Source organism: Microbacterium sp. SWDP-B6 (assembly GCF_059803615.1).
This window is the reverse complement of record NZ_JAPFGV010000002.1, coordinates 266919-292917: the sequence shown is the minus strand read 5'-3', so window position 1 is coordinate 292917 and position 25999 is coordinate 266919. Positions and strand designations below refer to the sequence as shown.

Annotated in this window: 27 protein-coding genes, 2 tRNA genes and 1 pseudogene; 18 read left to right on the top strand and 12 right to left on the bottom strand. The window is 67.9% G+C overall.

All coding sequences use genetic code 11. The features are described from left to right. The 9 genes and pseudogenes from OPU70_RS06025 to OPU70_RS05985 all read left to right on the top strand — a co-directional run. Window positions 1–202: pseudogene (locus OPU70_RS06025) on the top strand (helicase); the annotation flags it as partial. Between the two features lie 97 nt (window positions 203–299). After that, on the top strand, window positions 300–3158 hold the full coding sequence (gene topA, locus OPU70_RS06020; protein WP_498557329.1) for a type I DNA topoisomerase: 2859 nt from the start codon (window positions 300–302) through the stop codon (window positions 3156–3158). Continuing rightward, window positions 3155–3784: a dTMP kinase gene (gene tmk / locus OPU70_RS06015; RefSeq protein WP_498557328.1), complete on the top strand. Its 630-nt coding sequence runs from the start codon at window positions 3155–3157 to the stop codon at window positions 3782–3784. Before topA ends, tmk begins: the two co-directional genes overlap by 4 nt. A gap of 90 nt (window positions 3785–3874) precedes the next feature. Beyond that, complete coding sequence (locus OPU70_RS06010; protein WP_309690395.1) at window positions 3875–5032, top strand: DNA polymerase III subunit delta'; 1158 nt, start codon at window positions 3875–3877, stop codon at window positions 5030–5032. Continuing rightward, a complete protein-coding gene (locus tag OPU70_RS06005; RefSeq protein WP_042539711.1) occupies window positions 5029–6585 on the top strand; it encodes an alpha/beta hydrolase in 1557 nt (518 codons plus the stop codon). Before OPU70_RS06010 ends, OPU70_RS06005 begins: the two co-directional genes overlap by 4 nt. Window positions 6586–6636: 51 nt before the next feature. Further along, window positions 6637–6712: transfer RNA gene (locus OPU70_RS06000), tRNA-Thr, on the top strand. Window positions 6713–6797: 85 nt separating this feature from the next. Further along, a complete protein-coding gene (locus OPU70_RS05995; RefSeq protein ID WP_367823525.1) occupies window positions 6798–7379 on the top strand; it encodes an isochorismatase family protein in 582 nt (193 codons plus the stop codon). Further along, window positions 7376–7903: a DUF1697 domain-containing protein gene (locus OPU70_RS05990; RefSeq protein WP_498557327.1), complete on the top strand. Its 528-nt coding sequence runs from the start codon at window positions 7376–7378 to the stop codon at window positions 7901–7903. Before OPU70_RS05995 ends, OPU70_RS05990 begins: the two co-directional genes overlap by 4 nt. Continuing rightward, window positions 7900–8112, top strand: a complete 213-nt coding sequence (locus OPU70_RS05985; RefSeq protein WP_498557326.1) for a hypothetical protein — start codon at window positions 7900–7902, stop codon at window positions 8110–8112. Before OPU70_RS05990 ends, OPU70_RS05985 begins: the two co-directional genes overlap by 4 nt. Window positions 8113–8120: 8 nt before the next feature. Here the strand turns inward: OPU70_RS05985 and OPU70_RS05980 are convergent, their stop codons facing one another. Continuing rightward, on the bottom strand, window positions 8121–8321 hold the full coding sequence (locus OPU70_RS05980; RefSeq protein ID WP_498557325.1) for a hypothetical protein: 201 nt from the start codon (window positions 8319–8321) through the stop codon (window positions 8121–8123). Between the two features lie 25 nt (window positions 8322–8346). On the opposite strand from OPU70_RS05980, the gene OPU70_RS05975 reads away from it, so the two are divergent. Beyond that, window positions 8347–8868, top strand: a complete 522-nt coding sequence (locus OPU70_RS05975) for a CGNR zinc finger domain-containing protein (RefSeq protein ID WP_042539721.1) — start codon at window positions 8347–8349, stop codon at window positions 8866–8868. A 23-nt stretch (window positions 8869–8891) separates the two neighbouring features. Here OPU70_RS05975 and OPU70_RS05970 read toward each other — a convergent pair whose 3' ends face one another. From OPU70_RS05970 to OPU70_RS05960, 3 genes are all read right to left on the bottom strand, one after another. After that, complete coding sequence (locus tag OPU70_RS05970; protein ID WP_042539723.1) at window positions 8892–9440, bottom strand: type 1 glutamine amidotransferase domain-containing protein; 549 nt, start codon at window positions 9438–9440, stop codon at window positions 8892–8894. A 109-nt stretch (window positions 9441–9549) separates the two neighbouring features. After that, window positions 9550–9622: transfer RNA gene (locus tag OPU70_RS05965), tRNA-Lys, on the bottom strand. 129 nt (window positions 9623–9751) lie between these two features. After that, window positions 9752–10414: a fasciclin domain-containing protein gene (locus OPU70_RS05960; protein WP_042539725.1), complete on the bottom strand. Its 663-nt coding sequence runs from the start codon at window positions 10412–10414 to the stop codon at window positions 9752–9754. A 223-nt stretch (window positions 10415–10637) separates the two neighbouring features. Here OPU70_RS05960 and sigK point away from each other — a divergent pair, with 223 nt between their 5' ends. From sigK to OPU70_RS05940, 4 genes are all read left to right on the top strand, one after another. Then, on the top strand, window positions 10638–11237 hold the full coding sequence (sigK, locus tag OPU70_RS05955; protein ID WP_194285951.1) for an ECF RNA polymerase sigma factor SigK: 600 nt from the start codon (window positions 10638–10640) through the stop codon (window positions 11235–11237). Next, on the top strand, window positions 11234–12055 hold the full coding sequence (locus tag OPU70_RS05950; RefSeq protein ID WP_079113292.1) for an anti-sigma factor: 822 nt from the start codon (window positions 11234–11236) through the stop codon (window positions 12053–12055). Before sigK ends, OPU70_RS05950 begins: the two co-directional genes overlap by 4 nt. A gap of 28 nt (window positions 12056–12083) precedes the next feature. Further along, window positions 12084–12713, top strand: a complete 630-nt coding sequence (locus OPU70_RS05945; RefSeq protein WP_042539728.1) for a hypothetical protein — start codon at window positions 12084–12086, stop codon at window positions 12711–12713. A gap of 185 nt (window positions 12714–12898) precedes the next feature. Then, entirely contained in the window at window positions 12899–13783 is an 885-nt protein-coding gene (locus tag OPU70_RS05940) for an aminodeoxychorismate lyase (RefSeq protein ID WP_042539730.1), read from the top strand. Window positions 13784–13859: 76 nt separating this feature from the next. On the opposite strand, the gene pstB is transcribed toward OPU70_RS05940, so the two are convergent. The 7 genes from pstB to OPU70_RS05905 form a co-directional block, all read right to left on the bottom strand. Next, window positions 13860–14639, bottom strand: a complete 780-nt coding sequence (gene pstB / locus OPU70_RS05935) for a phosphate ABC transporter ATP-binding protein PstB (protein ID WP_042539732.1) — start codon at window positions 14637–14639, stop codon at window positions 13860–13862. A 34-nt stretch (window positions 14640–14673) separates the two neighbouring features. Beyond that, window positions 14674–15777 (bottom strand): phosphate ABC transporter permease PstA, encoded by a 1104-nt coding sequence (gene pstA / locus OPU70_RS05930; protein ID WP_042539734.1) that lies wholly within the window; start codon window positions 15775–15777, stop codon window positions 14674–14676. Between the two features lies 1 nt (window position 15778). After that, window positions 15779–16747: a phosphate ABC transporter permease subunit PstC gene (pstC, locus tag OPU70_RS05925; RefSeq protein ID WP_042539737.1), complete on the bottom strand. Its 969-nt coding sequence runs from the start codon at window positions 16745–16747 to the stop codon at window positions 15779–15781. A gap of 128 nt (window positions 16748–16875) precedes the next feature. Continuing rightward, the gene (gene pstS, locus OPU70_RS05920) at window positions 16876–17979 is read right to left on the bottom strand and encodes a phosphate ABC transporter substrate-binding protein PstS (protein WP_042539739.1); all 1104 of its coding nucleotides are present in this window, start codon (window positions 17977–17979) and stop codon (window positions 16876–16878) included. 183 nt (window positions 17980–18162) lie between these two features. Continuing rightward, on the bottom strand, window positions 18163–19140 hold the full coding sequence (locus OPU70_RS05915) for an NUDIX hydrolase (RefSeq protein WP_079113290.1): 978 nt from the start codon (window positions 19138–19140) through the stop codon (window positions 18163–18165). Next, complete coding sequence (locus tag OPU70_RS05910; protein ID WP_042539743.1) at window positions 19137–21302, bottom strand: RNA degradosome polyphosphate kinase; 2166 nt, start codon at window positions 21300–21302, stop codon at window positions 19137–19139. Before OPU70_RS05910 ends, OPU70_RS05915 begins: the two co-directional genes overlap by 4 nt. A gap of 54 nt (window positions 21303–21356) precedes the next feature. Next, entirely contained in the window at window positions 21357–22040 is a 684-nt protein-coding gene (locus OPU70_RS05905; protein WP_042539745.1) for a winged helix-turn-helix transcriptional regulator, read from the bottom strand. 72 nt (window positions 22041–22112) lie between these two features. On the opposite strand from OPU70_RS05905, the gene OPU70_RS05900 reads away from it, so the two are divergent. The 3 genes from OPU70_RS05900 to ygfZ all read left to right on the top strand — a co-directional run bounded on the left by OPU70_RS05900 (window position 22113) and on the right by ygfZ (window position 24290). Beyond that, window positions 22113–22400, top strand: coding sequence for a hypothetical protein (locus tag OPU70_RS05900; protein WP_042539747.1), 288 nt, complete (start codon window positions 22113–22115; stop codon window positions 22398–22400). Between the two features lie 164 nt (window positions 22401–22564). Continuing rightward, entirely contained in the window at window positions 22565–23167 is a 603-nt protein-coding gene (locus tag OPU70_RS05895) for a heme-binding beta-barrel domain-containing protein (RefSeq protein ID WP_498557324.1), read from the top strand. Window position 23168: 1 nt separating this feature from the next. Beyond that, a complete protein-coding gene (gene ygfZ, locus OPU70_RS05890) occupies window positions 23169–24290 on the top strand; it encodes a CAF17-like 4Fe-4S cluster assembly/insertion protein YgfZ (protein ID WP_498557323.1) in 1122 nt (373 codons plus the stop codon). A gap of 38 nt (window positions 24291–24328) precedes the next feature. Here ygfZ and OPU70_RS05885 read toward each other — a convergent pair whose 3' ends face one another. Beyond that, complete coding sequence (locus OPU70_RS05885) at window positions 24329–25153, bottom strand: class I SAM-dependent methyltransferase (protein WP_498557322.1); 825 nt, start codon at window positions 25151–25153, stop codon at window positions 24329–24331. Window positions 25154–25213: 60 nt separating this feature from the next. Here OPU70_RS05885 and OPU70_RS05880 point away from each other — a divergent pair, with 60 nt between their 5' ends. Then, complete coding sequence (locus tag OPU70_RS05880; RefSeq protein ID WP_042539756.1) at window positions 25214–25963, top strand: phosphoglyceromutase; 750 nt, start codon at window positions 25214–25216, stop codon at window positions 25961–25963. Window positions 25964–25999: the final 36 nt, after the last annotated feature.

Below are 25999 nucleotides of genomic sequence, written 5' to 3'. Positions count from 1 at the left end.
CGCCGCGGCCGACGCGGCCAGCGGTGCGATCGTCACGGCCGACGACCCGTGCGCCCTCGCCGCGCGGGTCGCGGCTGCCTCAGGCGCGGCCCTCACCGAGTGTGCCGTCGAGGGCTTCGTGGCGACTGTGCAGGTGAACGCGGCGTACGCTGGACTCGCTGCCGTCTCCCGAGCCCGTGCTGGGCCACCCGAGGGATCCTGACGGCGGCACGAGCACTTTCCGGCGAAAATGCAGGCGACCACTGTGACCAACCCATCACGGCGGTGTGTATGGTGTGCTTCGAAGAAAGGACGCTCCCTTGGCTGAAGGCAAGAAGCTCGTCATTGTCGAGTCCCCGACGAAGATGCGGTCGATTCAGGGATACCTCGGCGATGGCTACGAGGTGCTCAGCTCCGTCGGCCACATCCGCGACCTCGCAGACAAGAAGGACATCCCCGCCGCCGACAAGCAGGCGTACGGGAAGTACTCGATCGACGTCGACAACGACTTCGATCCCTACTACGTCGTCTCCGATCGCAAGACGAAGACCGTCGCCGAACTCAAGCGTGCGCTCAAGACCGCCGACGAGCTCCTGCTCGCCACTGATGAGGACCGCGAAGGCGAGGCCATCGCCTGGCACCTGCTCGAGACTCTGAAGCCGAAGGTCCCCGTCAAGCGCATGGTCTTCCACGAGATCACGAAGGACGCGATCCAGGCGGCCATCGGCAACACCCGTGAGCTCGACACCGACCTCGTCGACGCGCAGGAGACCCGCCGCATCCTCGACCGGCTGTACGGCTGGGACGTATCGCCCGTGCTCTGGTACAAGGTCAAGACGGGCCTGTCTGCCGGACGCGTGCAGTCCGCCGCCACCCGCATGATCGTCGAACGAGAGCGCGAGCGCATGGCGTTCGTCTCCGCCGAGTACTGGGACGTCGAGGCGCTCGCGTCGTCGTCGTCAGCGTTCAAGGTTCGTCTTGTGCGTGTCGACGGCGGCCAGCTCGCCCGAGGCACCGACTTCGACGACAACGGAAAGCTCAAGAAGGCCGTCGTCATCCTCGACGAGAAGCAGGCCGCTGAGCTCGCACTCGCCGTCGACGCCGCCGGCACAGGCTCGGTCACGAAGGTCGAGGCGAAGCCGGGAACCCGCAGCCCCTACGCGCCGTTCACCACCTCCACCATGCAGCAGGAGGCGGGCCGCAAGCTCTCGATGAGCGCCAAGCAGGCGATGAGCGTCGCGCAGCGGCTGTACGAAAAGGGTTACATCACCTATATGCGAACCGACTCCGTCGCGCTGAGCACCCAGGCCGTGCAAGCCGCGCGCAGCCAGGCCGTCGCGCTCTACGGCGACACCGCGGTGCCGCTGAAGCCGCGCGCCTACAAGTCGAAGAGCAAGAACGCGCAGGAGGCGCACGAGGCGATCCGTCCCTCGGGCGAGAACTTCCGCACCCCGAAGTCCGTCTCCTCGGAACTGGACCGCGAGGAGCACCGTCTCTACGACCTGATCTGGAAGCGCACCGTCGCCAGTCAGATGGCCGATGCGAAGTACGAGACAACGACCGTCACCATCGCGGTCGACGCCGCGGGGCGCAACGCCGAGTTCACCGCGTCGGGCACCGTGTACACCTTCAAGGGCTTCCTCGAGGCCTATGAAGAAGGACGCGACGAGAAGCGCAACGACAGGGACACCGACGAGAACCAGTCGCTCCCGGTCGTCGCCGTCGGCGACGAACTGCGCATGTCGGAGTCCGAGGCCAAGGGGCACCGCACGACCCCCAAGCCGCGCTACACCGAGGCATCGCTGGTCAAGGCGCTCGAGGAGCACGGCATCGGCCGCCCCTCGACGTTCGCCAGCATCATCGGCACAGTGATCGACCGAGGCTACGCGACCAAACGCGGCCAGGCGCTCGTGCCGACCTGGCTGGCGTTCAGCGTGGTCCGTCTGCTCGAAGAGCATTTCGCCGACCTGATCGACTACGACTTCACCGCGGCGCTCGAAGACGACCTCGACGCGATCGCGCGAGGCGAGCAGAAGCGCGTCGAGTGGCTGCGTTCCTTCTATTACGGCTCCGATTCGCACGTCGGTCTGCGTCAGACCGTCGACAACCTCGGCGAGATCGATGCGCGGGCGCTCAACTCCACGCCCATCACCGACACCGCCACGCTGCGCTTCGGCAAATACGGTCCCTACCTCGAGGTCGCGAACCCCGAGGCGCCCGACGAGAAGCCGCGCATCGTGAACGTGCCCGAGGATCTCGCCCCCGACGAGCTGACCGCTGCGAAGGCGCAGGAGCTCATCGACGCGCCGGTCGCCGGCGACCGGGTGCTGGGCACCAACCCCGACAACGGCAAGATCGTCGTCGTCAAGGACGGACGCTTCGGTCCCTATGTGCAGGAGAACGACCCGGTGTCCGAAGATGCCGCCGTCGACGAGGCGACCGGTGAGGTCGTCGACGCCCCCAAGCCGAAGCGGGGAGCCAAGAAGGCCGTCGCGCCCAAGCAGCGCACCGCCTCACTCTTCCGCTCGATGTCGGTCGACACGATCGACCTCGACACCGCCCTGCAGCTGCTCAGCCTGCCGCGGGTCGTCGGCGCCGACCCCGAGAGCGGCGAGGAGATCACCGCACAGAACGGCCGATTCGGTCCGTACCTGAAGAAGGGCACGGACTCCCGATCGCTCGAGAGCGAGTCGGAGATCTTCGACGTGACGCTCGAGAAGGCGCTCGAGATCTACGCGCAGCCGAAATACGGCGCAGGGTCCCGCCGTGCGTCCAGCGCGCTCGCCGAGTTCGAGGCCGACCCCGTCAGCAACAAGCCGATCCGCATCCGCGACGGTCGCTTCGGTGCCTACGTCACAGACGGAGAGACGAACGTGACGATCCCTCGCGGCCAGAAGGTCGAAGACATCACGTTCGAGATCGCCGTGCAGATGCTCGCCGACAAGCGCGCGAAGGGTCCGGCCCCGAAGCGCGGCGCAGCCGCGAAGAAGGCGCCAGCCAAGAAGCCGGCCGCGAAGAAGCCTGCCGCGAAGAAGCCTGCCGCGAAGAAGCCCGCGGCGAAGAAGGCGCCGGCCAAGTCGACCGGGACGGATGCCGAGAAGGCCGCCGCACGGTCTGCAGCAGCCAAGAAGGCCGCGGCGACGCGTGCCGCGAACGCCGCGAAGAAGGCCCGTTCGTGACATCAGGTCCCGGAATCTGGATCACCCTCGAGGGCGGAGACGGATCGGGGAAGACCACGCAGTCGAACCTCCTCGCCCAGTGGATGACGGATGAAGGGCGAACCGTCGTGCGCACCCGCGAGCCCGGCGGGTCGGAGGTCGGCCAGCTGATCCGAGACATCGTGCTGCACCATCGTGGGGACATCGCGCCGCGTGCCGAGGCTCTTCTCTACGCCGCCGACCGCGCGCATCACGTCGCGACGATCGTCCGGCCTGCTCTCGCCCGCGGTGAGGTCGTGCTGCAGGATCGCTATCTCGACTCATCCGTCGCCTACCAGGGCGCAGGGCGAGTGCTCGACGGCGACGAGATCCGCGGCCTGTCGCTGTGGGCCGCCGAGGGCGCGCTGCCCGACCTCACCGTGCTGCTCGACCTCGATCCCGAATCGGCGCGTGTGCGACTCGACTCGGCTGACAAGCCCTTCGACAGACTCGAAGCCGAGAAGAACGAGTTCCACGCGCGAGTCCGCGACGCGTACCTCGCTCTGGCGCAGGCCGAGCCGGATCGTTTCCTGGTTCTCGACGCCGCAGCGACGCCCGAGGTCATCGCCGAGCAGATCCGCGAGCGGGTCGCCACGCTGATCGGCTGAGCCTTCCGCACAGCACGCCGTCCGCCTGTGCGCCCCTCGCAGACGGGGACGGTTGCCGCGCACGTCGGTGCTCCCGATTAGGCTGAGGGCATGCCCCAGACTGTCGCCGCACCTTTCCCGTGGGCCGATGTGTGGGGGCAGGATGCCGCGGTCGACACGCTTCGCAACGCCGCATCCGATCCCTCCGCGCTGTCGCACGCCTGGCTCATCACGGGTCCGCCCGGGTCGGGGCGCTCCACGCTCGCGCACGCCTTCGCCGCAGCGCTCGTGGCGGACCACCCCGATGACGAGGCGTCGATGCGTCAGGTTCTCGCGGGAACGCATCCGGATGTGACGGCATTGCGCACCGACAAGGTCATCATCACGATCGCGGAGGCTCGTGCGCTCGTCGAGCGCTCGTACTTCGCCCCGTCTGCCGGCCGCTATCGCGTGATCGTGGTCGAAGACGCCGACCGCATGGTCGAGCGCACCTCCAACGTGCTGCTGAAGGCTCTCGAAGAGCCGCCAGAGCAGACGGTCTGGATACTCTGCGCCCCGAGCGAAGCCGACCTGCTGCCGACCATCCGTTCGCGCGTGCGCTCACTGCGACTGCGCGAGCCCGATGTCGCAGACGTGGCACGTCTGATCACGCTGCGCACAGGGGTCGATGAGGGCATCGCCGAGCAGGCCGCTCGTCATGCGCAACGGCACATCGGCATGGCCCAGCGACTCGCCACCGATGAGGCTGCCCGCCGCCGCCGTGACGAGACCCTGCGGTCTGTGCTGGGGGTTCGCGGTGTCAGCGACGCCGTCGAGGTCGCCGGCCGCATCATCCAGGCGGCCACTGACGACGCCAAGGCGCTCACCGCCGAGCGCGACGCGGCCGAGCGCGCATCCCTGCTGCGTATGGTCGGGATCGCCGAGGGGCAGGCCGTTCCGCCGGCCCTGCGCACGCAGATCTCCGCGCTGGAGGACGACCAGAAGAAGCGTGCGACCCGAAGTCTGCGTGACGGGATCGACAGAGTCCTCACCGATCTGCAGTCTCTCTTCCGTGATGTCGTCATGCTGCAGTTCGGCCGTGACGACGAGCTGATCAATCGCGAGCTTCGCGAAGACCTGGCCGCGCTGGCTGCGGCCTGGCCGGAGACCCGTACTCTTGTCGTACTCGACCACCTTGCCGACACACGCCAGTCGCTGGAGCGCAACGTCGCACCGCTGCTCGCCCTCGAGAGCTTGCTCGTGACTGTCACGAGCGGGAGGACACCGTGAACAATCGACCGACTTCCCGCATCCGACGTGCCGTCGCCGTGATCGCCGGCCTCGCCGCGGCCTCGGTCGCCCTCTCCGGGTGCCTGTACTCGATGATCCCCGAGCAGGCCGAGCCGAAGCCGTCCACCACGAACGCGCCAGACACCGAAGGCGTGGCAGAAGACCTGCTGCCGTTCTACGGCCAGACGCTCACCTGGAGCGAGTGCGGCACGGGGTTCGACTGCACCGAGGTGACCGCTCCGCTCGACTGGGAGAACCCGGGCGAGGGCGAGATCACCCTCTCCGTCGTGCGCCACCAGGCGACGGGAACGGCTCAGGGCTCACTGCTGACGAACCCCGGTGGTCCTGGCGCCAGCGGCGTCGAGCTCATCCGCGACAGTCTCGACTTCGCGGTCGGCGCCGATCTCATCGAGAACTACGACGTGATCGGATTCGACCCCCGCGGCGTCGGAGAATCGACCGCAGTGACGTGCTTCGACGCTGCAGGCATGGACGACTATCTCTACACGATCCCCGCAGGCAAGCGGGGGAGTGCGGAGTGGGAGGCCGAGCTGCTCGAGGCCCACAAGGAGTTCGCCGACGCGTGCGAGGCGAACAGCGGCGGCATCCTGCCCTACGTCACCACGATCAACGCCGCACGCGACATGGATCTGATCCGCGCGGTGCTCGGCGACAAGCAGCTGAACTACCTCGGCTACTCCTACGGCACTTTCCTCGGTGCGACCTACGCCGACCTGTACCCCGAGAAAGCGGGCCGGCTCGTGCTCGACGGTGCGATCGACCCCGCCGTCTCGGGGCTCGATGTCGGTGCCACCCAGGCGCTCGGATTCGAATCGGCCCTCCGCGCGTACATGCAGAACTGCCTCGACTCGGGCGAGTGCCCGTTCAACGGCACGGTCGACGAGGCCATGGCCGATCTCGGTGCACTGCTCGCGAGCGTCGACGCGTCCCCGCTCGAGAACGGCGACGGGCGCATGCTCGGCGCGGACTCGCTGATGACCGCGATCATCGCCGCCCTGTATTCGGCGGACAGCTGGCAGTACCTCACGCAGGCGCTCGACGAGGCCCTGCAGGGCGATCCGACGACGGCGTTCTTCCTCGCCGACTTCTACAACGGACGTGAGAACGGCACCTATCTCGACAACTCGAGCGAAGCCTTCCGCGCCTACAACTGCATGGACTATCCCGTCGAGGACGACCCGGCGGCCGAGGCGGCGACCGAGAAGAGGATCGCCGACGGCGCACCGACCATCGCTCCGTACTGGAACGGTCCCGACTCCTGCTCGGTGTGGCCCTACCCGCCGACCGGGACGCGAGGCGAGATCAACGCCGAGGGTGCGGGCCCGATCCTCGTGGTCGGCACGACCAACGATCCGGCGACCCCGTACGAGTGGTCCGAGTCGCTCGCCGAGCAGCTCGACGAGGGCGTGCTGATCACCCGCGTGGGCGAAGGCCACACCGGATACAACAAGGGCAACACGTGCGTCGACAGCGCCGTCGAGGCGTTCCTCCTCGACGATGTCGTGCCCGAGAGCGACGTCCGCTGTGAGTGATCGCGGCTCGATTCGCGGTGCGGCTCCGGAACGGGTAATATCGATGATCGCGCCGCTTTAGCTCAGTCGGCAGAGCATTTCACTCGTAATGAAAAGGTCGTCAGTTCGATTCTGACAAGCGGCTCCAGCAGGCCCCGTGATGTGAACAACATCTCGGGGCCTTTTGGTTTCCTGCCTTGGGGAGACCCGCGAGGGCGGCGTACGCTCAGACCATGAGCAGAGCGCTTCTGATCGTCGATGTGCAGAACGACTTCACCGAGGGCGGCGCTTTGGCCGTCGACGGCGGCGATGCCGTGGCATCCGCTGTCTCAGCGTTCCTCGCCGCACATGCGACTGAGTACGACGTCATCATCGCCTCGCGCGACTGGCACGACGCCGAAGGCGACAACGGCGGCCACTTCGGAGAGGCGCCGGACTACGTCGACACGTGGCCCGTGCACTGCGTCGCAGGCACGCCCGGCGCCGACTACGACCCGCTGCTGGTGACCGATGCCGTCACGCACCATGTGCACAAAGGGCAGGGTCGCCCCGCCTACTCGATGTTCGAGGGCGCGACCGAAACGGGAGACACCGTCGGCTCGATCCTCACCGCCGCGGGTGTCCTCGAGGCCGACGTCGTCGGCATCGCCACTGACCATTGCGTGCGGGCCTCTGCGCTCGACGCGGTGGCGCACGGCGTCCGAGTGCGCATCCTCACCGACCTGATCGCGGGTGTCGCACCGGGGCCGAGTGCGGCGGCTCTCGCAGAACTCGCCCATGCGGGTGCCGTGCTCGTCGAGAGCGACTCTGCGTGACACGCAGCGTCCTGCTGCTGCGAGCGGTCAACGTATCGGGCCGCAATCGAGTGCCGATGGCACAGCTGCGCGAGGTGATCGCTCCGGTGCTGGGTGAGGTCTCGACCTACATCGCGAGTGGGAACATCGTGTGCGAGCATCCGGATGATCCGACGTCGGTGAGGGCTCGGGTCCGGGAGCTGATCGCCGACGAGTTCGACGTCGACACCCCGGTCATCCGGAGGACTCACGACGACCTCGTGCACGCCCTGGATGCGCACCCGTTCGGCGGAGCGTCGGAGAAGCTGCTGCACGCGATGTTCCTCGAGGCGCCGGCCGCGCCCGGGGCCGTCGAGGCGCTGCAGGAGCGGCTCGTGCCGGGGGAGCGGATCGCGCTGGTCGGCGACGATCTGTGGATCGAGTACGCCGAGGGCGGTGTGCACAGCACGAGGCTCACCAAGGCCGTCCTCGATCGTGCGCTCGGGGTCGCAGGCACGGCGCGCAACCTCCGCACGGTCCGGAAGCTCGCCGAGCTGACCGCGTGAGCGAGAGGGAGCCGTTCACGTGGGCCCTGCCCTTCACGGGGCGGTGGATCGTGCAGAACAGCCCGGCGTCGCGCGTCCCCAGCCACGGAACAGAGCTGTTCGGCAACTCGCACGCGACCGAGCAGGACGGCCGGGGGTTCCCGCTCGCCTTTCTCCGCGAAGGAGAGCAGGACTGGGTGCCGCGGAACGGCGAGATCGTCGCTGTCTGATCAGTGGTTCAGTCCGAGGTCTCGCGGCTGATCGCCGAGGAAGGCATCAGCGGGTGCGCCTGCAGGTCGACGCGATGCGTGCCGCAGTCGGCGCAGCGGACGTACACGACGACGCCTTCGCTGGTCGGATGCCGCGAGTCGGTGACCCAGGCGTGCTCGTGTGCGGTGGCGGTCTGGCGAGGGATCGGCAGAGTGTGCAACGTGGTCATGCATCCAGCGTGATGTAATGGCCTTATGCATCTCAACCCTTACGGCGAATATGCGGTTCTCCTGGCCGCATCCCTCGCCGACGACTTCCCCGTCGATCGAGCGGGAATCGAGGAGCGCACCCTCGAGATGGGGATGACGATGACGTTCCCTCCCGCCGCCGACGACCATGAACGGGTCCGAGAGGTGGTCGACGACTGGCTGCGAATCGTCGACGCGGCGGATCCGGACTCTCGCGCGGAGATCCTCAACGCGCAGATGGCGGAAGCTGCGGCATACCCGCGCCTGACGAACCACGACGGCGAAGGCTGGCACCTGCACTACCGCGACGATGTGCGATCTCTGCCTTATGTGCTCCGGGCCGTCTTCGCGGTCGGCACGTCGCTGCACCTCGTCACCCGCGGCATGGACCGACTGGGTCGCTGCGAGGCCTCACCCTGCACGAACGTGGTCGTCGACGTGACCCGTAACGGACGGCAGCGATTCTGCTCGGTGCGCTGTGCGAACAGAGCGGCGGTCCGGCGTCACAGGGCGCGCGCTGGCGCCTGACACCGGACCGCCGGGAATTCAGATCACGCGGTCTGCCCTGCGTGCTTCCCCTCGGCGACCTCTTCGATCAGCTTCGCGTTGAAAGCGGGGAGGTCGTCGGGAGTGCGGCTGGACACGAGACCTTCGTCGACCACCACTTCCTCGTCGACCCAGGTGGCTCCGGCGTTGCGGAGGTCGGTCGCGAGGCTCGGGTAGCTGGTCAGCGTGCGTCCGTCGACCACGCCGGCTTCGATCAGGATCCACGCGCCGTGGCAGATGACCGCGACCGGCTTGTGCTGCTCGAAGAACGAGCGGGCGAGGTCGATCGATGCCTTGTCGAGCCGAAGGTGGTCGGCGTTCACGACGCCGCCCGGGAGCACGAGAGCGTCGAACTCGTCGGCCTTCGCCGTCTCGGACGTGAGGTCGACGTGCTGCACGTGACCGTTCTTGCCGGTGATCTGCTGTCCGTCCGGTGCGATGAGCGTGGCGCTCGCGCCTTCGCCCTGCACCGCTTCCCACGGACTGGTCAGCTCGCTGTCCTCGAATCCGTCTGTCGCGAGGAATGCCACTCGGCTGTCGGTGAGAGTCGCCATGATGCGTCCTTTCGTGGGGTGAATGTCCCGGATGGGGACGCCACGACTCTCTCGCAGGGTGCCGACGGAGTGAAGGGGGTGGCCGGATCCGGCCGGTGGTGATAAACGGTGGGCCCCGTGGGGCTCGAACCCACGACCCGCGGATTAAAAGTCCGATGCTCTGCCAACTGAGCTAGAGGCCCGCCCCTCCAGTCTAGGGCGCAAAGAAGGAGCCGCTGACGACGTGTCGTCAGCGGCTCCTTCTCCATCCCACCGACCTCCCCCGAGAGGTGGGACGGCTTACCGAGTGTCCGCCTCGGCGTTCCCGGGCCTTACTCGGCCGGGGGCATCAGGACCGTGTCGATGAGGTACACGGTCGCGTTGGCGGTCTGGACTCCACCGCAGATGACGGTGGCGTCGTTGACCATCAGGTCGTCGCCGCTGCCGGTGACCTCGAGGTCAGCACCCTGGACGGTGGTGTGCATGCCGGCGATCTCGTCAGGTGCGACCTGGCCGGGGACCACGTGGTAGGTCAGGATCGAGCTCAGCGTGGCGCTGTCGGTCTTGAGTGCCTCGATGGTGGCGGGGTCGATCTTCGCGAAAGCGTCATCGACGGGTGCGAAGACGGTGAACTCGTCGCCGTTCAGCGTGTCGACGAGGTTGACGTCGGGGTTCAGCTGTCCGCTGACTGCGGCCACGAGCGTGGTGAGCAGCGGGTTGTTGGATGCTGCGGTGGCGACCGGGTCGAGCGACATGCCCTCGACGGATCCTGCGCCGTCCGGAACAGCCTCTGCGTATGCGGCGCAGCCGGGGCCGACCAGGTTCGCGGCCGGGTCCATCGTCTCGGTCTCGGGAGCCATCGTCTCGGACGACTCGGGGGCCGTCGACTCTGCCGGCTCTTCGGTGGTGCCGCCCATGGAACATGCGGAGAGCAGGAATGCGCTCGCAAGGCCGAGGGTGATGGCTGCGGTGACCTTCTTCTTGGTGCTGAACATCTCAAGCTCCTTCAGAACACTGCCACGGCCTCTCCGTGGCGTTGACAGTCGTTCGGAGCCCCACCGGGATCGGATGGGAGAAACGTCAAAGTTTTTTCCGAGCCGCCGAATCCAATCCGTTTCGAGGGTCTGCCGCGAACAGGTTTCGACGAGGAGCACTTAAGAGGACTCGTTTCCGTCACTTTCAGGTGGCGGCTGCACGGGAAAGCGGGGTGAATGCGGCATGCTGTTAGAGATGGTCATCGATGGAATGGACGTACCCGAAGACGGTACGGCTCGGGATGCTGTCGCTGACCTGCTCCTTCGCATCGGCGACGGTGATCAGCGCGCATTCGCGGAGCTCTACGACACTCTGTCGTCACGCGTCTTCGGCCTCATCCTCAGGGTCCTCGTGAATCGCTCGCAGAGCGAAGAGGTGCTCCAAGAGGTCTTCTTGGAGATCTGGCAATCCGCTACGAAGTTCGCTCCGAACAAGGGTCAGGGAAGAACCTGGGTGATGACGATCGCGCACCGTCGTGCGGTCGACCGGGTTCGGGCGTCCCAGTCCAGCGCGGACCGAGACGTACGAGCCGGGTTCAGGGACATCGGGGTCGCGCACGACAGTGTGGCGGAGACGGTGGAGCTGGGCATCGAGGGCGAGAAGGTGGTTCACGCGCTCTCAGGCCTTCCCGAGGTGCAGCGCGAAGCTCTCGTCCTGGCCTATTACGGCGGTTACAGTCAGAACGAAGTGGCAGCTCTCGTCGGGGCGCCGCTGGGGACGATCAAGACACGGATGCGAGATGGGCTCTCGCGACTGAGGACAGCTATGGGGGTGACGGCATGAACGAGAAGGACTTCGCAGAACTCGCGGCAGGAGCAGCGCTCGACGCGCTGTCGCCCGATGACCAGCAGCGGTATCACGCCGCACTCGCAGCGCACCCGGAATGGCAGAGCATCGTGGATGCCGATGCCGACAGTGCCGGCTTCCTCGCCGACGGAGTGGCGCAGGCCGTTCCTTCGCCCGACATTCGTGCCGCTCTGCTCGCACGTATCGCCGTCACGCCGCAGAGCGGCGATGTCGTTCTCTCGGACTCGGCGCCCGACTCGATGCCCGACCCGGCGCCCGGCGAGACGGCAGATGCCGCGCCCGTGGCGGACTCAGCGACCGCCGCACGCGATGGCGACGACGCCCCGAAGGCTCCGGCACACCGCCTCCGCTTCCTCTTCGCGCTCGCGGCATGCCTCGCGCTGCTCGTCGGTGTGGGGGCAGGCGCCGTCGCGATCAACACCTACATCAACCGACCGGCGAGTGTCGTCGCACTCGAGGACATCCAGGCGGCCGGTGACGCTCAGCAGGCCAGCGTGTCGCTCGAGAGCGGCGGCACTGCGACCGCGCACTGGTCGGCGTCGCTCGGCAAGTCCGTGCTCGTGACCGACGGCATCCCGTCGCTCGCCGAGGGCAAGACCTACGAGCTCTGGTATGTGCGCGGTGACACTCCGGTGTCGGCAGGCGTGTTCGCGGCCGACGACGGCGAAGCGACAGCGGTGCTCGCGGGCGAGATGCACGCGGGTGATGTGATCGCCGTCACGGTGGAGCAGGACGGAGGCTCGCCCTCGGGCCTGCCGACATCCGATCCCGTCGTCGTGATCCCGACGGCCTGATGTCTCGGATCGCGCGTACCCTGGACTGATGCCTGAGCAGTTCTCCCGTCCGGTGCGCCGGCCCACCAGTGCCTTCGACAACATCGTGGGCAGTCACGATCCCGCCGAGGAGACGCGCGTCGCGCATGCGACCGCATCCGCTCTGCTGACCCGCGTGCGCGCCGATGAGAGCGGCGTGAGCGCCGACCGGCTCGTCGCCTTCACCGACGAGCACGGCATCGACGAGATCGCCGAGCTCTGGTCGAAGGCTCCGTCTCGCACTCTGCCGGGCGCGCTGTGGCGGCTGTACCTCCTGCAGCTGGCCATCCACGGCGACCCGCACACCGCGGCCCTGCTGTACGAGCGGGGCAGAGTGGAGCTCGCATCCGTGGATGCCGTGATCGCCGGAGCACCGGTGCCGGCGAACCCCGACGAGCTCGTCGCCCTGATCGACACGATCCTCCGCGGGGCGTTCCGCGGGGACTTCGCGGTCGCCCTCGATCGGGCCGCGGCGTTCTGCCGGGTCCAGGCCTCTGGCGCGACCCACGCGGCGGACGACTACGAGCCGACCGAACCGTCGCGCGCGAGCGAGCTCACCACCCGCGCCCTGCGGCTGAGCAGCTATGCGCAGGACCTGTCTGCCGCTGCCGTGCTGTGGCGCTCGGGCGCATTGGCCTGAATCGACGCGGCGGCCGGGTTCTCGTCGGGCGCCGTGCTCGGGCATGAAAAGACCGGGCCGCAAAAACGCCTCTCGGCGGAAGGCCGCTCGCAGCGGCAAAAATTGGAGCCCGGGGTTATGCGGCCCGGCCACTCCAGTGTAACAAGTTCGCGCTGAAGCTATTCCCGGGGCTCTAGGCTCGGATCATGACACGGCGCTTTGCTCTGATGATCGATCCTGCGGCGGCCGACGTCGCCCGCTCCGACTTCGCAGACACGTTCACCCTCGTGGATGCGGCCGCACCGGCGCTGAGCGTGGGGGAGCTGAGCACGCAGCGCGGCGACGGGGTGTTCGAGTCGATCGGCGTGATCGACGGGCATGCGCAGGAGGTCGTGCCGCACCTCGAGAGGCTCGCGCACTCGGCGCAGCTGTGCGACCTGCCGCTCCCCAATCAGGCGCAGTGGCACCAGGCCATCGAGCGAGCGGCCGCCCACTGCGAACAGGGCGAATACGTCATCAAGCTCATCCTCAGCCGTGGGGTCGAGCACGGCCCCACACCGACCGCCTGGGTCACGGCCGCACCGGCATCCGACTTCTCGGCGGTGCGCGAGCAGGGGATCCGCGTGGTCACCCTCGACCGCGGGTACGACCTCGACGTTGCTGAGAAGGCACCGTGGCTGCTGCTCGGGGCCAAGACCCTCTCGTATGCGGTGAACATGGCGGCGCTTCGCGAAGCGCACCGACGTGGAGCTGACGACGCGATCTTCCTCTCGCGTGACGGCTTCGTGCTCGAGGCGCCGACCGCGTCGCTGATCCTGCGCTTCGGCGAGCGTTTCGTGACGCCGGCGCCCAACGGCGGCATCCTGCATGGTACGACGCAGCTCAGCGTCTACGAGCACCTCACCGCGCGCGGATTCGTCGCCGAGTATGCGCAGGTGCCGGCATCCGATCTGTCGCGTGCTGACGCCGCCTGGCTCGTCTCCAGCGTCCGCCTAGCCGCCCCGATCACCGCCGTGGACGGGGTCGAGCTGCCCGTCGATCGCGCGCTCACGGCCGAGCTCAACGACTACCTCCTCTCGCCCCGAGACTGAGGCGCGCCCGGTCGCAGGACCGAGAGAGGGCCCGACGCCGAAGCGCCGGGCCCTCTCTCGGTCCGAGACCGGTTGCTTATCCGAAGCGTCCCGAGACGTAGTCCTCGGTCGCCTGCACCGACGGGGTGGTGAACATCGTGCGGGTGTCGTCGTACTCGATGAGCTTGCCGGGCTTGCCGGTGCCGGCGATGTTGAAGAATGCGGTCCGGTCGGACACGCGGCTCGCCTGCTGCATGTTGTGCGTCACGATGACGACGGTGTACTCCGACTTGATCTCGGCGATGAGCTCCTCGATCGCGAAGGTCGAGATCGGGTCGAGCGCCGAGCAGGGCTCGTCCATCAGGATCACGTCGGGGGAGACGGCGATGGCACGCGCGATGCACAGACGCTGCTGCTGGCCGCCCGAGAGACCCGAACCGGGGCGGTCGAGGCGGTCCTTGACCTCGTTCCAGAGGTTCGCGCCACGCAGGGACTTCTCGACGAGAGCATCCTGATCGCTCTTCGCCATGCGCGTGTTGTTGAGCTTGACGCCCGCGAGCACGTTCTCCTTGATCGACATGGTGGGGAACGGGTTGGGACGCTGGAAGACCATGCCGACCTGACGGCGCACCAGCACGGGGTCGACGCCGGCGCCGTAGAGGTTCTTGCCGTCGATCAGCACTTCTCCCTCGACACGCGCGCCGGGGATGACCTCGTGCATGCGGTTGAGGGTGCGCAGGAACGTGGACTTGCCGCAGCCGGACGGGCCGATGAACGCCGTGACGGTGTTGGGCTTGATCTCGATGCTGACGCCTTCGACGGCGAGGAAGTCGCTGTAGTAGACGTTGAGGTCGTTGACTTCGATGCTCTTGGACACGTGTGATCCTTCTTCTTCAGTCGGGAAAGACGGCTCAGCGGCCGTTGATCTTGGGGGCGAACACCTTGGCGATGATCCTGGCCAGCAGGTTCAGCACCATCACGATGACGATCAGGGTGAGGGCGGCGGCCCAGGCCCTGTCGAGGTAGGCATCGACGGGGATGCCGGGGTACTTGGCCTGCATGTACGAGAACACGGGCAGCGTCGCCATCTGCCCGCTGAACATGTTCAGGTTCATGCCCTGCACGATGCCGACCGTGAGCAGCAGCGGCGCGGTCTCGCCGATCACGCGTGAGATGGCGAGCATGATGCTGGTCAGGATTCCGGCGATGGCGGTCGGCAGGACGACCTTGATGATCGTCAGCCACTTCGGCACACCGAGCGCGTATGCGGCCTCTCGGAGCTCGTTCGGGACGATCCGCAGGAGTTCCTCGGAACCGCGCACGACCACGGGGATCATCAGCACCGAGAGGGCGAGCGAGCCCATGATGCCCATGCGGGTGCCGGGGCCGACGATCAGCGAGAAGACGGAGTAGATGAACAGACCGGCGACGATCGACGGGATGCCCGTCATGACGTCGACGAGGAACGTGATGCCGCGGGCGAGCTTGCGTCCCTCTCCGTACTCGACGAGGTAGATCGAGGTCATCAGACCGATCGGCACCGAGATGATCGTGGCGCCCAGCGTGATGAGGAGCGTGCCCCAGATGGCGTGCACCGCGCCGCCGCCTTCGCCGACGATGTTGCGCATCGAGAAGCTGAAGAACTCGCCGTCGAACCGCATGAGGCCGTTGACGACCACGGTGTACAGCAGCGAGATGAGCGGGAGGAGCGCGACGACGAAGGCGCCGGACACCAGCGCCGTCATGAGGCGGTCGATCGCGTGGCGACGGCTCTCGACCACGGTGGAGATCACGAAGATCAGAACCATGTAGAAGATGAGGCCGACGACGAGGGTGAGTGCGATGTTGAAGTCGGCGGGGTCGTTGCCCGCGTTGACGAAGGCGAAGATCGTGGCCGACACCACGAAGGCGGCCAGCAGCAGCGCCCAGGGCGCCCACCGGGGAAGATGACCTGCCGACGTGCTGTGCACCGGAGCGGCGACGGATGACGGCGAGGGCGTGAGGGTGGCGGTCATGTCAGTTGGCTCCCGAGAACTCAGCACGGCGCGAGACGATCCAGCGGGCCACGAAGTTGACCGCGAAGGTGACGATGAAGAGGATCAGACCCGCCGCGATGAGCGTGTTGACGCCCTCGTCGTGGGCCTCGGGGAACCGCAGCGCGATGATCGCGGGGATCGTCGTGGGGTTCTCCGGGTTGATCAGGTTGAACGTGACGATGCCGAGAGGCGAGAGCACGAGGGTCACGGCCATGGTCTCGCCGAGCGCGCGTCCGAGGCCGAGCATGGCGCCCGACACCATTCCGCTGCGTGCGAAGGGCAGGACGGCCATGCGGACCATCTCCCAGCGGGTGGCCCCGAGCGCGAGCGCCGCCTCCTCGTGGAGCTTCGGCGTCTGCAGGAACACCTCGCGGCAGATCGCGGTCATGATCGGCAGGATCATGACGGCGAGCACGAGGGATGCGGTGAGGATCGTCTTTCCCGTGCCCGAGGGCGTGCCGCTGAAGATCGGGATCCAGCCGAGGTTCTCGTTGAGCCACTTGTAGAAGGGCACGAGCATCGGGGCGAAGGTGAGGGCTCCCCAGAGGCCGAAGACGACCGACGGGACCGCCGCGAGCAGGTCGATGATGTAGCCGAGGAACCCGGCGAGGCGCCGCGGCGCGTAGTGCGAGATGAACAGAGCGATGCCGATCGCGATGGGAGCGGCGATCACGAGGGCGATGAAGCTCGACCACAGCGTTCCGAAGACGAACGGCCAGACCCAGGACAGGAACGACTGACCCTCGAGGATGTGGTTGCCGCTCGTGTCTCCCGAGAGCGCGGGGATCGACTGCACGATGAGGAACAGGGCCACGGCGGCGAGCGTGACGAGGATGATGATTCCCGCGGCCAGCGCGGTGCCCGAGAAGACGAGGTCTCCCCGTCGACGCAGCTTGGGGGGTGTCCCGGCTGAACGGGTGGTATCGGGACCCGTTGTGGTTGTGGACATCGGAGCGACTCCAGGCTCTGAGGGACTTTCGGGGGTTTTCATGCGGGTGCCCCCGGGTGTCGGTCGAGTCCTCTCGACCGACACCCGGGGGCGTCGGACCGGGGCTCAGCGGTGGGCTGAGCCTTCGGTCACTCCGTGACGATCGCGTCGATCGCGGTGCTGATCTGGTCGCGCAGGCTGTCCGAGATCGGCGCGCTGCCCGCGGCCTCGGCTGCGGCATCCTGACCCTCGGCCGATGCGACGTACTGGAAGTACGCCTTCACGAGGCCGGCGGTCTCGGCGTCGTCGTACTCGACGCAGCCGATGAGGTAGGACACGAGTGCGATCGGGTACGAGCCGGCGGGTGCTGCGGCCGGGTCGACGGCGAACGCGAGGTCGTGGTCCGAGCGGCCCTCCTCGAGCGGCGACGCCTCGACGAGCGCGGCCGCGGCGTCTGCCGAGTAGGGGACGTACTCGCCCTCGACCTCGACGGCGACCTGTCCGAGCTCGGAGGTGCGCGACGCGTCGGCGAAGCCGATGTAGCCGGAGCCGTTGGTGATCGCGTCGACGACGCCCGAGGTGCCGTCGCCGGCCTCGCCGGTCTGCAGGGGCCACTCGTCGCTGGGCTCGTAGGTCCACACGTCGGGGGCGACGGCGCTGAGGTACTTGGTGAACGTCTCCTGCGTGCCCGAGGGGTCGGAGCGGTGCACGGTCACGATGGCCTGGTCGGGCAGTTCGACGCCCTCGTTCTGCGAGGCGATCGCGTCGTCGTTCCACTTCGTGATGGTGCCCGCGAAGATCTTGGCGATGGTCTCGCCGTCGAGGTTCAGCTCGTCGACGCCCTCGAGGTTGAACGCGACGGCGACGGGGGAGATGTAGACGGGGATCTCGACGATCTCGTCGGAGGCGCACGAGCCGAAGCCGCCCGCGGCGAGCTCGTCGGCGTTGAACGCGCGGTCGGAGCCGATGAAGTTCGACGAACCGGCGATGAAGTTCTCGCGGCCGGTGCCCGAACCCGTCGCGGTGTAGTTCACCGTGGTGTCGGGGTTGGCGGTCTGGAATGCGGCGACCCAGGACTGCTGGGCTGCTTCCTGCGAGGAGGCTCCGGTGGCCTCGATGGTGCCGGAGAGAGTGGATTCGCTCGGCGCGTCGGTGGTTCCGCCGGTTCCGCCTTCGTTCGCGGCACAGCCGGCGAGGGCGAGAGCGGCCACGGCGCCGACGGCGCCGATACGTGCGATTCGGGAGATCTTCACTGTGGATCCTTCGATCTTTGATGTGGTGGGGCCCGGTGCAGGGCACACAGTGACGCTATGTGCGGCGGTTAACGAGACTCTCCCGCGCAGGTGAACGGCAGGTGAACGGCGCGCGTCTCTCTGGGGCATGCGAAAGGCCGCATCCGTTGACGGATGCGGCCTTTCGTCGTCTTTCGCAGCGCGCTAGACCTTGGGGATGTGCGTCTCGATCGCGATGATCCCCGACCCCGGGTTGGAGGCCGAGAGGTGCGCGACCGAGAAGGCGGCCGGTTCGAGGTCGGCCGCGCTGCTGACATAGGAGCCGCGGACGGTTCCGGTGGCCAGGGCGATCTCGGTCAGGATTCCCGGGAGCACAGGGCCATGGCTGCACAGCACTGCCGGCTTGCCCGACCGCACGCGGCGACCGACGATCGAACGCAGATCGTCTTCGCCGTCCTCCCACGCGTCCTGACTGATCTTCGGCGTGGTGACGGTCTTCCGATCGAGGGCCTTCGCGAGCGGGGTCACGGTCTGCATGCAGCGCACGGCATCACTCGTGATGATCTTGCGCACGCCGAAGGCCCGCAGCGGGCCGACGATCGACTTCGCCTGATGCAGGCCTCGATCGGTCAGAGGACGTTCGGCATCCGGGCCGTCCCAGTCGCCGCGCGAGAGCGCCTTCGCGTGGCGCAGGGCGATGATCGGGAACGTGCGCAGCACGCCGTCATCGACGAGCTGAGCGAAGAAGTCGAGGATCTCGATGTCGACCGGGTAGCTCAGCCGGTCGCGCGCCTTCTTGACGCTGACCCATTCGAGCGCGGCGATCTCGCGATTCGGCACGAACGTCGAGGCGCGGATCGCGTCGGACGTGGCCTCGGCCGCCCAGTAGTGCACGACCTTCTGCTTGCTGGAGGGCAGATGGTAGCGGCTCACGCCGACGGGGACTCCGAGCGAGACGCGGATGCCGGTCTCTTCGTGCACCTCCCGCACAGCCGTCTCGGCGAGCATCTCACCGGGGTCGACCTTGCCCTTGGGAAGCGTGACGTCGCGGTACTTGGTGCGATGGATCAGAAGGATCCGCAGCTTGCCGTCGATGAGTCGCCAGACGACCGCGCCGGCCGCGTACACGGCCTTGTCCGTCCACTTCGACCGTGCTGCCCTGGTGCTCGAATCGTCGTTCATCGAACCGCCCGTGCGCGACGGCGTCGCTGGACCAACCCCATGGTCTTGTCCTGCAGGTCGATGAGGGGCTTGCCTGCGGCATCCGTGGCGTGCCGGGTCCAGACGCCGTCGGCGCCGAGGTGCCACGAGGTGGTTCCCGGGTCCATGGCGAGGTCGAAGAAGTCGAGCAGGTCCTTCATGTGACCGGGGTCGGTGACGCGCACCAGCGCCTCGACGCGGCGGTCGAGGTTGCGGTGCATCATGTCGGCGCTGCCGATGTACACCTGCGCGTCGCCGTCGTTGTGGAACGCGAAGATGCGCGAGTGCTCGAGGTAACGACCGAGGATGCTGCGGACGGTGATGTTGTCGCTGATCCCCTCGAGGTCGGTGCGCAGACTGCAGATGCCTCGCACCCACACGTCGACCTTCACGCCGGCGGCGCTCGCGCGGTACAGGGCGTCGATGACCTCTTCGTCGACCATCGAGTTCACCTTGATGCGGATGCTCGCCGGCTTGCCGTTCTCGGCATTGCGGCGCTCGTGGTCGATCTGGCGCACGAGGCCCTTGCGCAGGTGGAGCGGCGCGACGAGCAAGCGCTTGAACTTCTTCTCGATCGCGTATCCGCTGAGCTCGTTGAACAGGCGAGTGAGATCCTTGCCGACCTGGGCGTCGGTGGTGAACAGCCCGAAGTCCTCGTAGATGCGGCTGGTCTTCGGGTTGTAGTTGCCCGTGCCGATGTGCGAGTAGTGACGCAGCACCCCGTCTTCCTCACGGATGACGAGCGCGAGCTTGCAGTGGGTCTTGAGTCCGACGAGGCCGTAGACGACGTGCACGCCCGCCTTCTCGAGCTTGCGCGCCCAGACGATGTTGTTCGCCTCGTCGAAGCGGGCCTTGACCTCGACCAGCGCCAGCACCTGCTTTCCCGCTTCGGCGGCGTCGATCAGCGCCTCGACGATCGGGCTGTCGCCCGAGGTGCGGTAGAGAGTCTGCTTGATCGCGAGCACGTGCGGGTCGCGCGCCGCCTGCTCGAGGAACGAGACGACGCTCGTGGTGAACGACTCGTACGGGTGGTGCACGAGCACGTCCGACTTGCGGATCGCCTTGAAGATGTCGGCTCGGGTGTTGCTCCCGGTCGGCTGGAAGGCGACTGCCGTGGTCGGAAGATGCGGCGGGTAGCGGAGATCCGGGCGATCGATGCGCGACAGGTCGAAGAGACCTCGGAGGTCGAGCGGTCCGGGGAGTCGATAGATCTCCTGGTCGGTGATCTCGAGCTCGCGCACGAGGAGGTCCATCGTGACCTCGTCCATGTCGTCGGTGATCTCGAGGCGGATCGGCGGACCGAAGCGGCGGCGGAGCAGCTCGGCCTCGAGCGCCTGGATGAGGTTCTCGCTCTCGTCCTCCTCGATCTCCACATCCTCGTTGCGGGTGAGGCGGAAGGCGTGGTGGTCGAGGACCTCCATGCCCGGGAAGAGATCGCCGAGGTGGTTCGCGATGAGCTCTTCGAGCGTGAGGAAGCGCTTGATCTCGCCGGAGCCCGGAACCTCGACGAATCGGGGAAGCATGGGCGGCACCTTGAGGCGCGCGAACTCCTGACGCCCGGTGCGGGCGTTGCGGATGCGGATGGCGAGGTTCAGCGACAGCCCGGAGATGTACGGGAACGGGTGCGCCGGGTCGACCGCGAGCGGCATCAGCACGGGGAACACCTGGGCGCCGAAGTACTCGGAGAGCTTGGCTCGCTCCTCGTCGGTGAGCTCGGCCCACTCGGTGATCTCGATGCCGGACTCGGCCAGCGCCGGACGCACGAGCGACTTCCAGGCGTCGGCGTGACGCAGCTGCAGCGCGTGCGCCTCACGGGCGATGTCGGCGAGGGCGTCGGCGGGGGAGCGGCCGATGTTGGTGGGCACCGCCAGACCGGTCAGGATGCGGCGCTTGAGTCCGGCGACGCGCACCATGAAGAACTCGTCGAGGTTGCTCGCGAAGATGGCGAGGAAGTTCGCGCGCTCGAGTTCGGGGAGCGACGGATCCTCCGCGAGTTCGAGCACGCGCTGGTTGAAAGCGAGCCAGCTCAGCTCGCGATCGTGGTAGCGGTGGTCGGGGAGGAGCGAGTCGGGGGACTCGACGGCATCGAAGTCGTCATCTTCAGCGTCACCGAGACCTGCGTCGGCGAGTGCGGGATCGATCATGGGGTACATCTAAGCACCGTGAGGTGACGCGCGTGTGAACTGACGGTGCGTGCGTCACCGCGATGCGGCGACCGTCTCCTCGTCGTACACGTTGAATCGGTAGCCGACATTGCGGACCGTGCCGATGATCTGCTCCTGGTCGCCCAGCTTCGCCCGCAGGCGTCGCACGTGCACATCGACGGTTCTGGTGCCGCCGAAGTAGTCGTAGCCCCACACCTCGCTGAGCAGCTGCTCGCGCGTGAACACCCGCGACGGGTGCGTGGCGAGGAAGTGCAGGAGCTGGAACTCCTTGTACGTGAGGTCCAGCGGGCGCCCTCTGAGCTTCGCCGAATACGACTGCTCGTCGATCGTGACGCCGGAGGCCTGCACGCGCGTCGGCTCTGCGACCTCGTCCCGGCGGGCGAGGGCGAGTCGCACGCGGGCATCGGTCTCGGCCGGGCCGGCGGTGGCGAGGAGCACGTCGTCGATGCCCCAGTCTCCGGACAGCGCGCTCATCCCGCCCTCCGTCACGACGAGCAGCAGCGGCGCATCCTGACCGGTGGCTCGCAGCAGGCGGCAGAGCGACTTCGCGCCGACGAGGTCGAGACGCCCGTCGACGATCACGATGTCGTATTCGGGGGCGCTCACGAGTTGGGCGGGCTCGGCCGGGATCTGGCGCACTCGATGGCTGAGGAGCTCGAGTGCGGGCAGGACCTGCTCCGAGACCGGAGCATTGGTCAACACCAGGACCTGGGCCACACGCACTCCTTCCGGACGGCGGGGTACGCCGTGCCGCAATGATACCGGGCGCCGATGGGTCACAATGGAGTCATGACGGATCCAGCGCTCGCACCGCGTAATGCTTTCGTCGGCGTGCTCATCGTCTGGGCGGTCGCCTTCGTCGCCTCGATCGGCGTGGGCATCTTCGTCGCCGAGGAGTGGCGAGTGCCGTGGCTGCTCGTGGTCTTCGGCGCGATCGTGCTCCTCTCCTTCGCCGTGCAGCTGCAGTACGGGCGCACGCAGGGCTTCATCTTCCGCGTGGGCGCCAGCACCATCGGCGCACTGCTGCTGATGGGCGTGATCTCGGTCGGCTTCGGCCTCGCCGCTCTCGTCACCTGATCAGCGGACGAGACACCCGGCCTGCTGGAGGGTAAAGTGGAGGCCATGGACCTCATGGCGCTCGAACTCTTCTTCATCGGCCTTCTGGGCCTGGCGAGCCTCGCGATCGCCTTCGTCTCGGTCGTCGTGCTGCGGAACCTCTTCCGCGGCCAGCGCTGAGCATCGTGCTCGAGCTGCCCACCGATCTCCCGGCCGACCTCGCCCCGCTCTCGTGGCTGATCGGCCTCTGGGAGGGCACCGGGGTCATCGACTATCCGGTCGGCGACGACCGTCTGCAGGGCGAGTTCACCCATCGGGTGAGCTTCAGCCATGACGGCGGCCCCTTCCTGAACTACTCCGCGACGGCGATCCTGGCGGGCGAAGACGGCGCCGTCTCGATCCCGCTCGTCGCCGAAAGCGGCTACTGGCGTCTGTCCCGGCCGGCCTCCGACTCCGACGCCGGCCCCGCACTGCTGCCGCCGCGCGCGGAGCAGGTCGTGCGCAGCGTCGACGACGTGGAGGAACTGCGCGCTCCCTCAGGCGGCTTCCCGATCGAGGTCTCGATCGCCCACGCCGACGGGACGCTCGAGCTCTACCTCGGCGAGATCAACGGTCCGCGTATCGACATCGCCTCCGACGCCATCGTGCGCGGAGCCGGGGCCAAGGAGTACGGCGCAGCCACGCGGATGTACGGCCTGGTCGACAACCACCTTCTCTGGGCCTGGGACATCGCGGCTCTCGGCACGCCGATGCGGTCTCACGCCTCCGCTCGACTCGCGAAGGTCTGACATGACCGGATTCACCGACTTCCCGGGCGCTGTGATCGCCGAGCACGGGATCGCGCACTTCGGCGACGCCTTCCGCGAGCAGCGTCGTCTCGCAGACGGCGCGGCCCTGGTTCCGCTCGACGACCGGACGGTCATCGAAGTCGCCGGTCCCGAACGTCTGGGGTGGCTGGACTCGATCACCTCTCAGTCCGTGGGGCGACTCGCTGCCGGCGAGAGCACGGAACTGCTGGTGCTCGACCCTCAGGGGCGCGTCGAGCACGCGGCAGGGGTCGTCGACGACGGCTCGTCGACCTGGCTGATCGCCGACGCCGACGACGCGGAGGCGCTCGCGACCTGGCTGACGCGCATGAAGTTCCGCACCCAGGCGACCGTGGCTGTGCGCCCCGATCTGGCGTTGCTCGGCTTCGTCGACGGTGGCGCGGCGGCTGAGCGTGCGACTGCTGCCGCATCCGCTCCGTCCGGCGCTCCGCTGATCTGGGCCGACCCCTGGCAGCGCGTGAGCGCGGGTGGTCATCAGTACGCCGAGGTCACCGATCACCCGGGCGCGGAGCTCGCGTGGAGGGTGGCGATCGCGACGACCGACGCCGCCGACGCGCTCGCCGCGACCCTGTCGTCCGAAGAGGTGGCAGGGCTCCTCGCCGCCGAGGCACTGCGCGTCGCCGCCTGGCGTCCGCGGTGGTCGGCCGAGGTCGACGAGCGCTCGCTGCCCCACGAATCCGACTGGATCCGCACCGCGGTACACCTGAACAAGGGGTGCTACCGCGGCCAGGAGACGGTGGCCAAGGTGCACAACCTCGGACACCCGCCTCGCAGGCTCGCGGCGCTGCACCTCGACGGCAGCGAGGCGGTGCTGCCGGCAGTCGGCGATGCGGTCTTCGCCGGCGACGACGAGGTGGGGCACATCACCTCCGTCGCCAGACACCATGAAGACGGCCCGATCGCGCTCGCGATCCTGTCTCGTCGCACGCCGGTGGGCGATCTCGTCGTCCGAGCCGAGGGCGCAGACATCGCCGCGACCCAGCAGGTCATCGTGCCGGCGGATGCGGGTGCCATGGCCGACATCCCGCGCCTCACCCGGCTGTCCCGTCGCCCCAGCGCTCCGGATCCCCGTCAGGCGGGCTGAGAGAGGCGTGCAGGGCCCACCCGTCAGGGGAGCACCAGTCAGGGGAGCGGAGCCACCGCATCCCAGGGGAGCGTGAGCTCGCCCAGTCGCCACCTGGTCTTGCCGCCCAGCACCGGCCACCCCTGATCCCGGAGCGCCGCGACCGCGGCCAGGAACCGCTGCGTCGCGCCGAAAGTCGACAGCGGTGCTGCACGGTCCCATTCGCGGTCGAGGTCGACGAGCAGGGAGTGGATCCGCTCGCCAGGCACGTTGCGGTGGATGAGAGCCTTCGGCAGGCGCTCTGCGACGACGCTCGGATGTTCGAGGTCGGCGAGTCGGAGCGAGATCGTGAATCGCAGCGGCACCCCCGTCGGGCCCACGTCGACCCAGCTCGACACGCGCCCGATCTCATCGCAGGTGCCCTCGACGAGAAGCCCGTCACGAGACAGCCGAGTCGACATGGTGCGCCAGGCGCTCGCGACGTCGCCCTCGTCGTACTGCCGCAGCACGTTCATGGCCCGGATGACCGCGGGTCGGCGTCCGGCCGGCAGCGGCACCTCGAACCCTCCACGGGCGAACGAGACTCGGAGGTCGGGGGAGAAGGGCGTGCGCGCAGCCTGCACCTCGGCGAGCTGGCGGTTCGCAGTGGCCACTCGCTCCGGATCGATCTCGAGGCCACGCACCTCGGCATCCGCGCGGACGCGCTGCAGACGGGTCGCGAGCTCGAACGCCGTCACGCCGCTGGCGCCGTAGCCGAGGTCGATCACCAGCGGATCTTCGGCTCGGCGGAACGCGGGGCTCGCCGCGATCCATCGATCGTTGCGGCGCAGCCGGTTCGTCCCGGTTGTGCCGCGGGTCGGCCGACCGAGAGGAGATGACGCCATGCGTCAATCCTCGCAGGGCACGGGCGTGGACGCGTCGAGCTGCGCCGATAAACTGACGTCATGACTTCGAAGCGCACCCTGATCCTGCTCCGTCACGGCCGGAGCGAGTGGAACGAACTGAACCTGTTCACCGGCTGGGTGGACGTCCGCCTCAACGAGCAGGGCAAGAAGGAGGCTCAGCGCGGCGGCGAGCTGCTGGCCGAGGCCGGTATCCTGCCCGACGTGCTGCACACCTCTCTGCTCAGCCGTGCGATCCAGACCGCGAACATCGCCCTCGACGCAGCCGACCGCCTGTGGATTCCCGTGACGCGCTCGTGGCGCCTCAACGAGCGTCACTACGGCGCCCTGCAGGGCAAGGACAAGGCGCAGACCCTCGAGGAGTTCGGCCCCGAGCAGTTCCAGCTGTGGCGTCGCTCGTTCGACGTGCCGCCGCCCCTGCTCGACGATGAGAGCGAGTTCAGCCAGGTCGGCGATGTGCGATACGCCGACATCGACGGCGAGGTGCCCCGCACCGAGTCGCTGAAGCTCGTGATCGACCGCCTGCTGCCGTACTGGAACGACGCGATCGTCCCCGACCTCGAGGCCGGCAAGACGGTTCTCGTCACCGCCCACGGCAACTCGCTGCGCGGCCTGGTGAAGCACCTCGAGGGCATCAGCGACGACGACATCGCCGAACTCAACATCCCCACCGGCATTCCGCTGGTCTACGAGCTCGACGAGAACAACGTCCCGACCGGCCCCGGTCGTTACCTCGACCCCGAGGCCGCTGCCGCAGGCGCCGCCGCCGTGGCTGCGCAGGGCAAGAAGTAGCACCGGACGACGAAGGGGGCGGATGCTGTCAGCATC

Coding starts and splice junctions, on each gene's coding strand:
- OPU70_RS05950 (WP_079113292.1), top strand. CDS start 11,234: ATGAACGAGAAGGACTTCGCAGAACTCGCGGCAGGAGCAGCGCTCGAC.
- pstA (WP_042539734.1), bottom strand. CDS start 15,777: ATGACCGCCACCCTCACGCCCTCGCCGTCATCCGTCGCCGCTCCGGTG.
- OPU70_RS05980 (WP_498557325.1), bottom strand. CDS start 8,321: ATGACCACGTTGCACACTCTGCCGATCCCTCGCCAGACCGCCACCGCA.
- OPU70_RS05940 (WP_042539730.1), top strand. CDS start 12,899: ATGACACGGCGCTTTGCTCTGATGATCGATCCTGCGGCGGCCGACGTC.
- OPU70_RS05880 (WP_042539756.1), top strand. CDS start 25,214: ATGACTTCGAAGCGCACCCTGATCCTGCTCCGTCACGGCCGGAGCGAG.
- OPU70_RS05915 (WP_079113290.1), bottom strand. CDS start 19,140: ATGAACGACGATTCGAGCACCAGGGCAGCACGGTCGAAGTGGACGGAC.
- ygfZ (WP_498557323.1), top strand. CDS start 23,169: ATGACCGGATTCACCGACTTCCCGGGCGCTGTGATCGCCGAGCACGGG.
- OPU70_RS05995 (WP_367823525.1), top strand. CDS start 6,798: ATGAGCAGAGCGCTTCTGATCGTCGATGTGCAGAACGACTTCACCGAG.
- OPU70_RS05975 (WP_042539721.1), top strand. CDS start 8,347: ATGCATCTCAACCCTTACGGCGAATATGCGGTTCTCCTGGCCGCATCC.
- OPU70_RS05910 (WP_042539743.1), bottom strand. CDS start 21,302: ATGATCGATCCCGCACTCGCCGACGCAGGTCTCGGTGACGCTGAAGAT.
- OPU70_RS05960 (WP_042539725.1), bottom strand. CDS start 10,414: ATGTTCAGCACCAAGAAGAAGGTCACCGCAGCCATCACCCTCGGCCTT.
- OPU70_RS06010 (WP_309690395.1), top strand. CDS start 3,875: ATGCCCCAGACTGTCGCCGCACCTTTCCCGTGGGCCGATGTGTGGGGG.
- OPU70_RS05970 (WP_042539723.1), bottom strand. CDS start 9,440: ATGGCGACTCTCACCGACAGCCGAGTGGCATTCCTCGCGACAGACGGA.
- OPU70_RS05885 (WP_498557322.1), bottom strand. CDS start 25,153: ATGGCGTCATCTCCTCTCGGTCGGCCGACCCGCGGCACAACCGGGACG.
- OPU70_RS05900 (WP_042539747.1), top strand. CDS start 22,113: ATGACGGATCCAGCGCTCGCACCGCGTAATGCTTTCGTCGGCGTGCTC.
- pstC (WP_042539737.1), bottom strand. CDS start 16,747: ATGTCCACAACCACAACGGGTCCCGATACCACCCGTTCAGCCGGGACA.
- sigK (WP_194285951.1), top strand. CDS start 10,638: ATGCTGTTAGAGATGGTCATCGATGGAATGGACGTACCCGAAGACGGT.
- OPU70_RS05945 (WP_042539728.1), top strand. CDS start 12,084: ATGCCTGAGCAGTTCTCCCGTCCGGTGCGCCGGCCCACCAGTGCCTTC.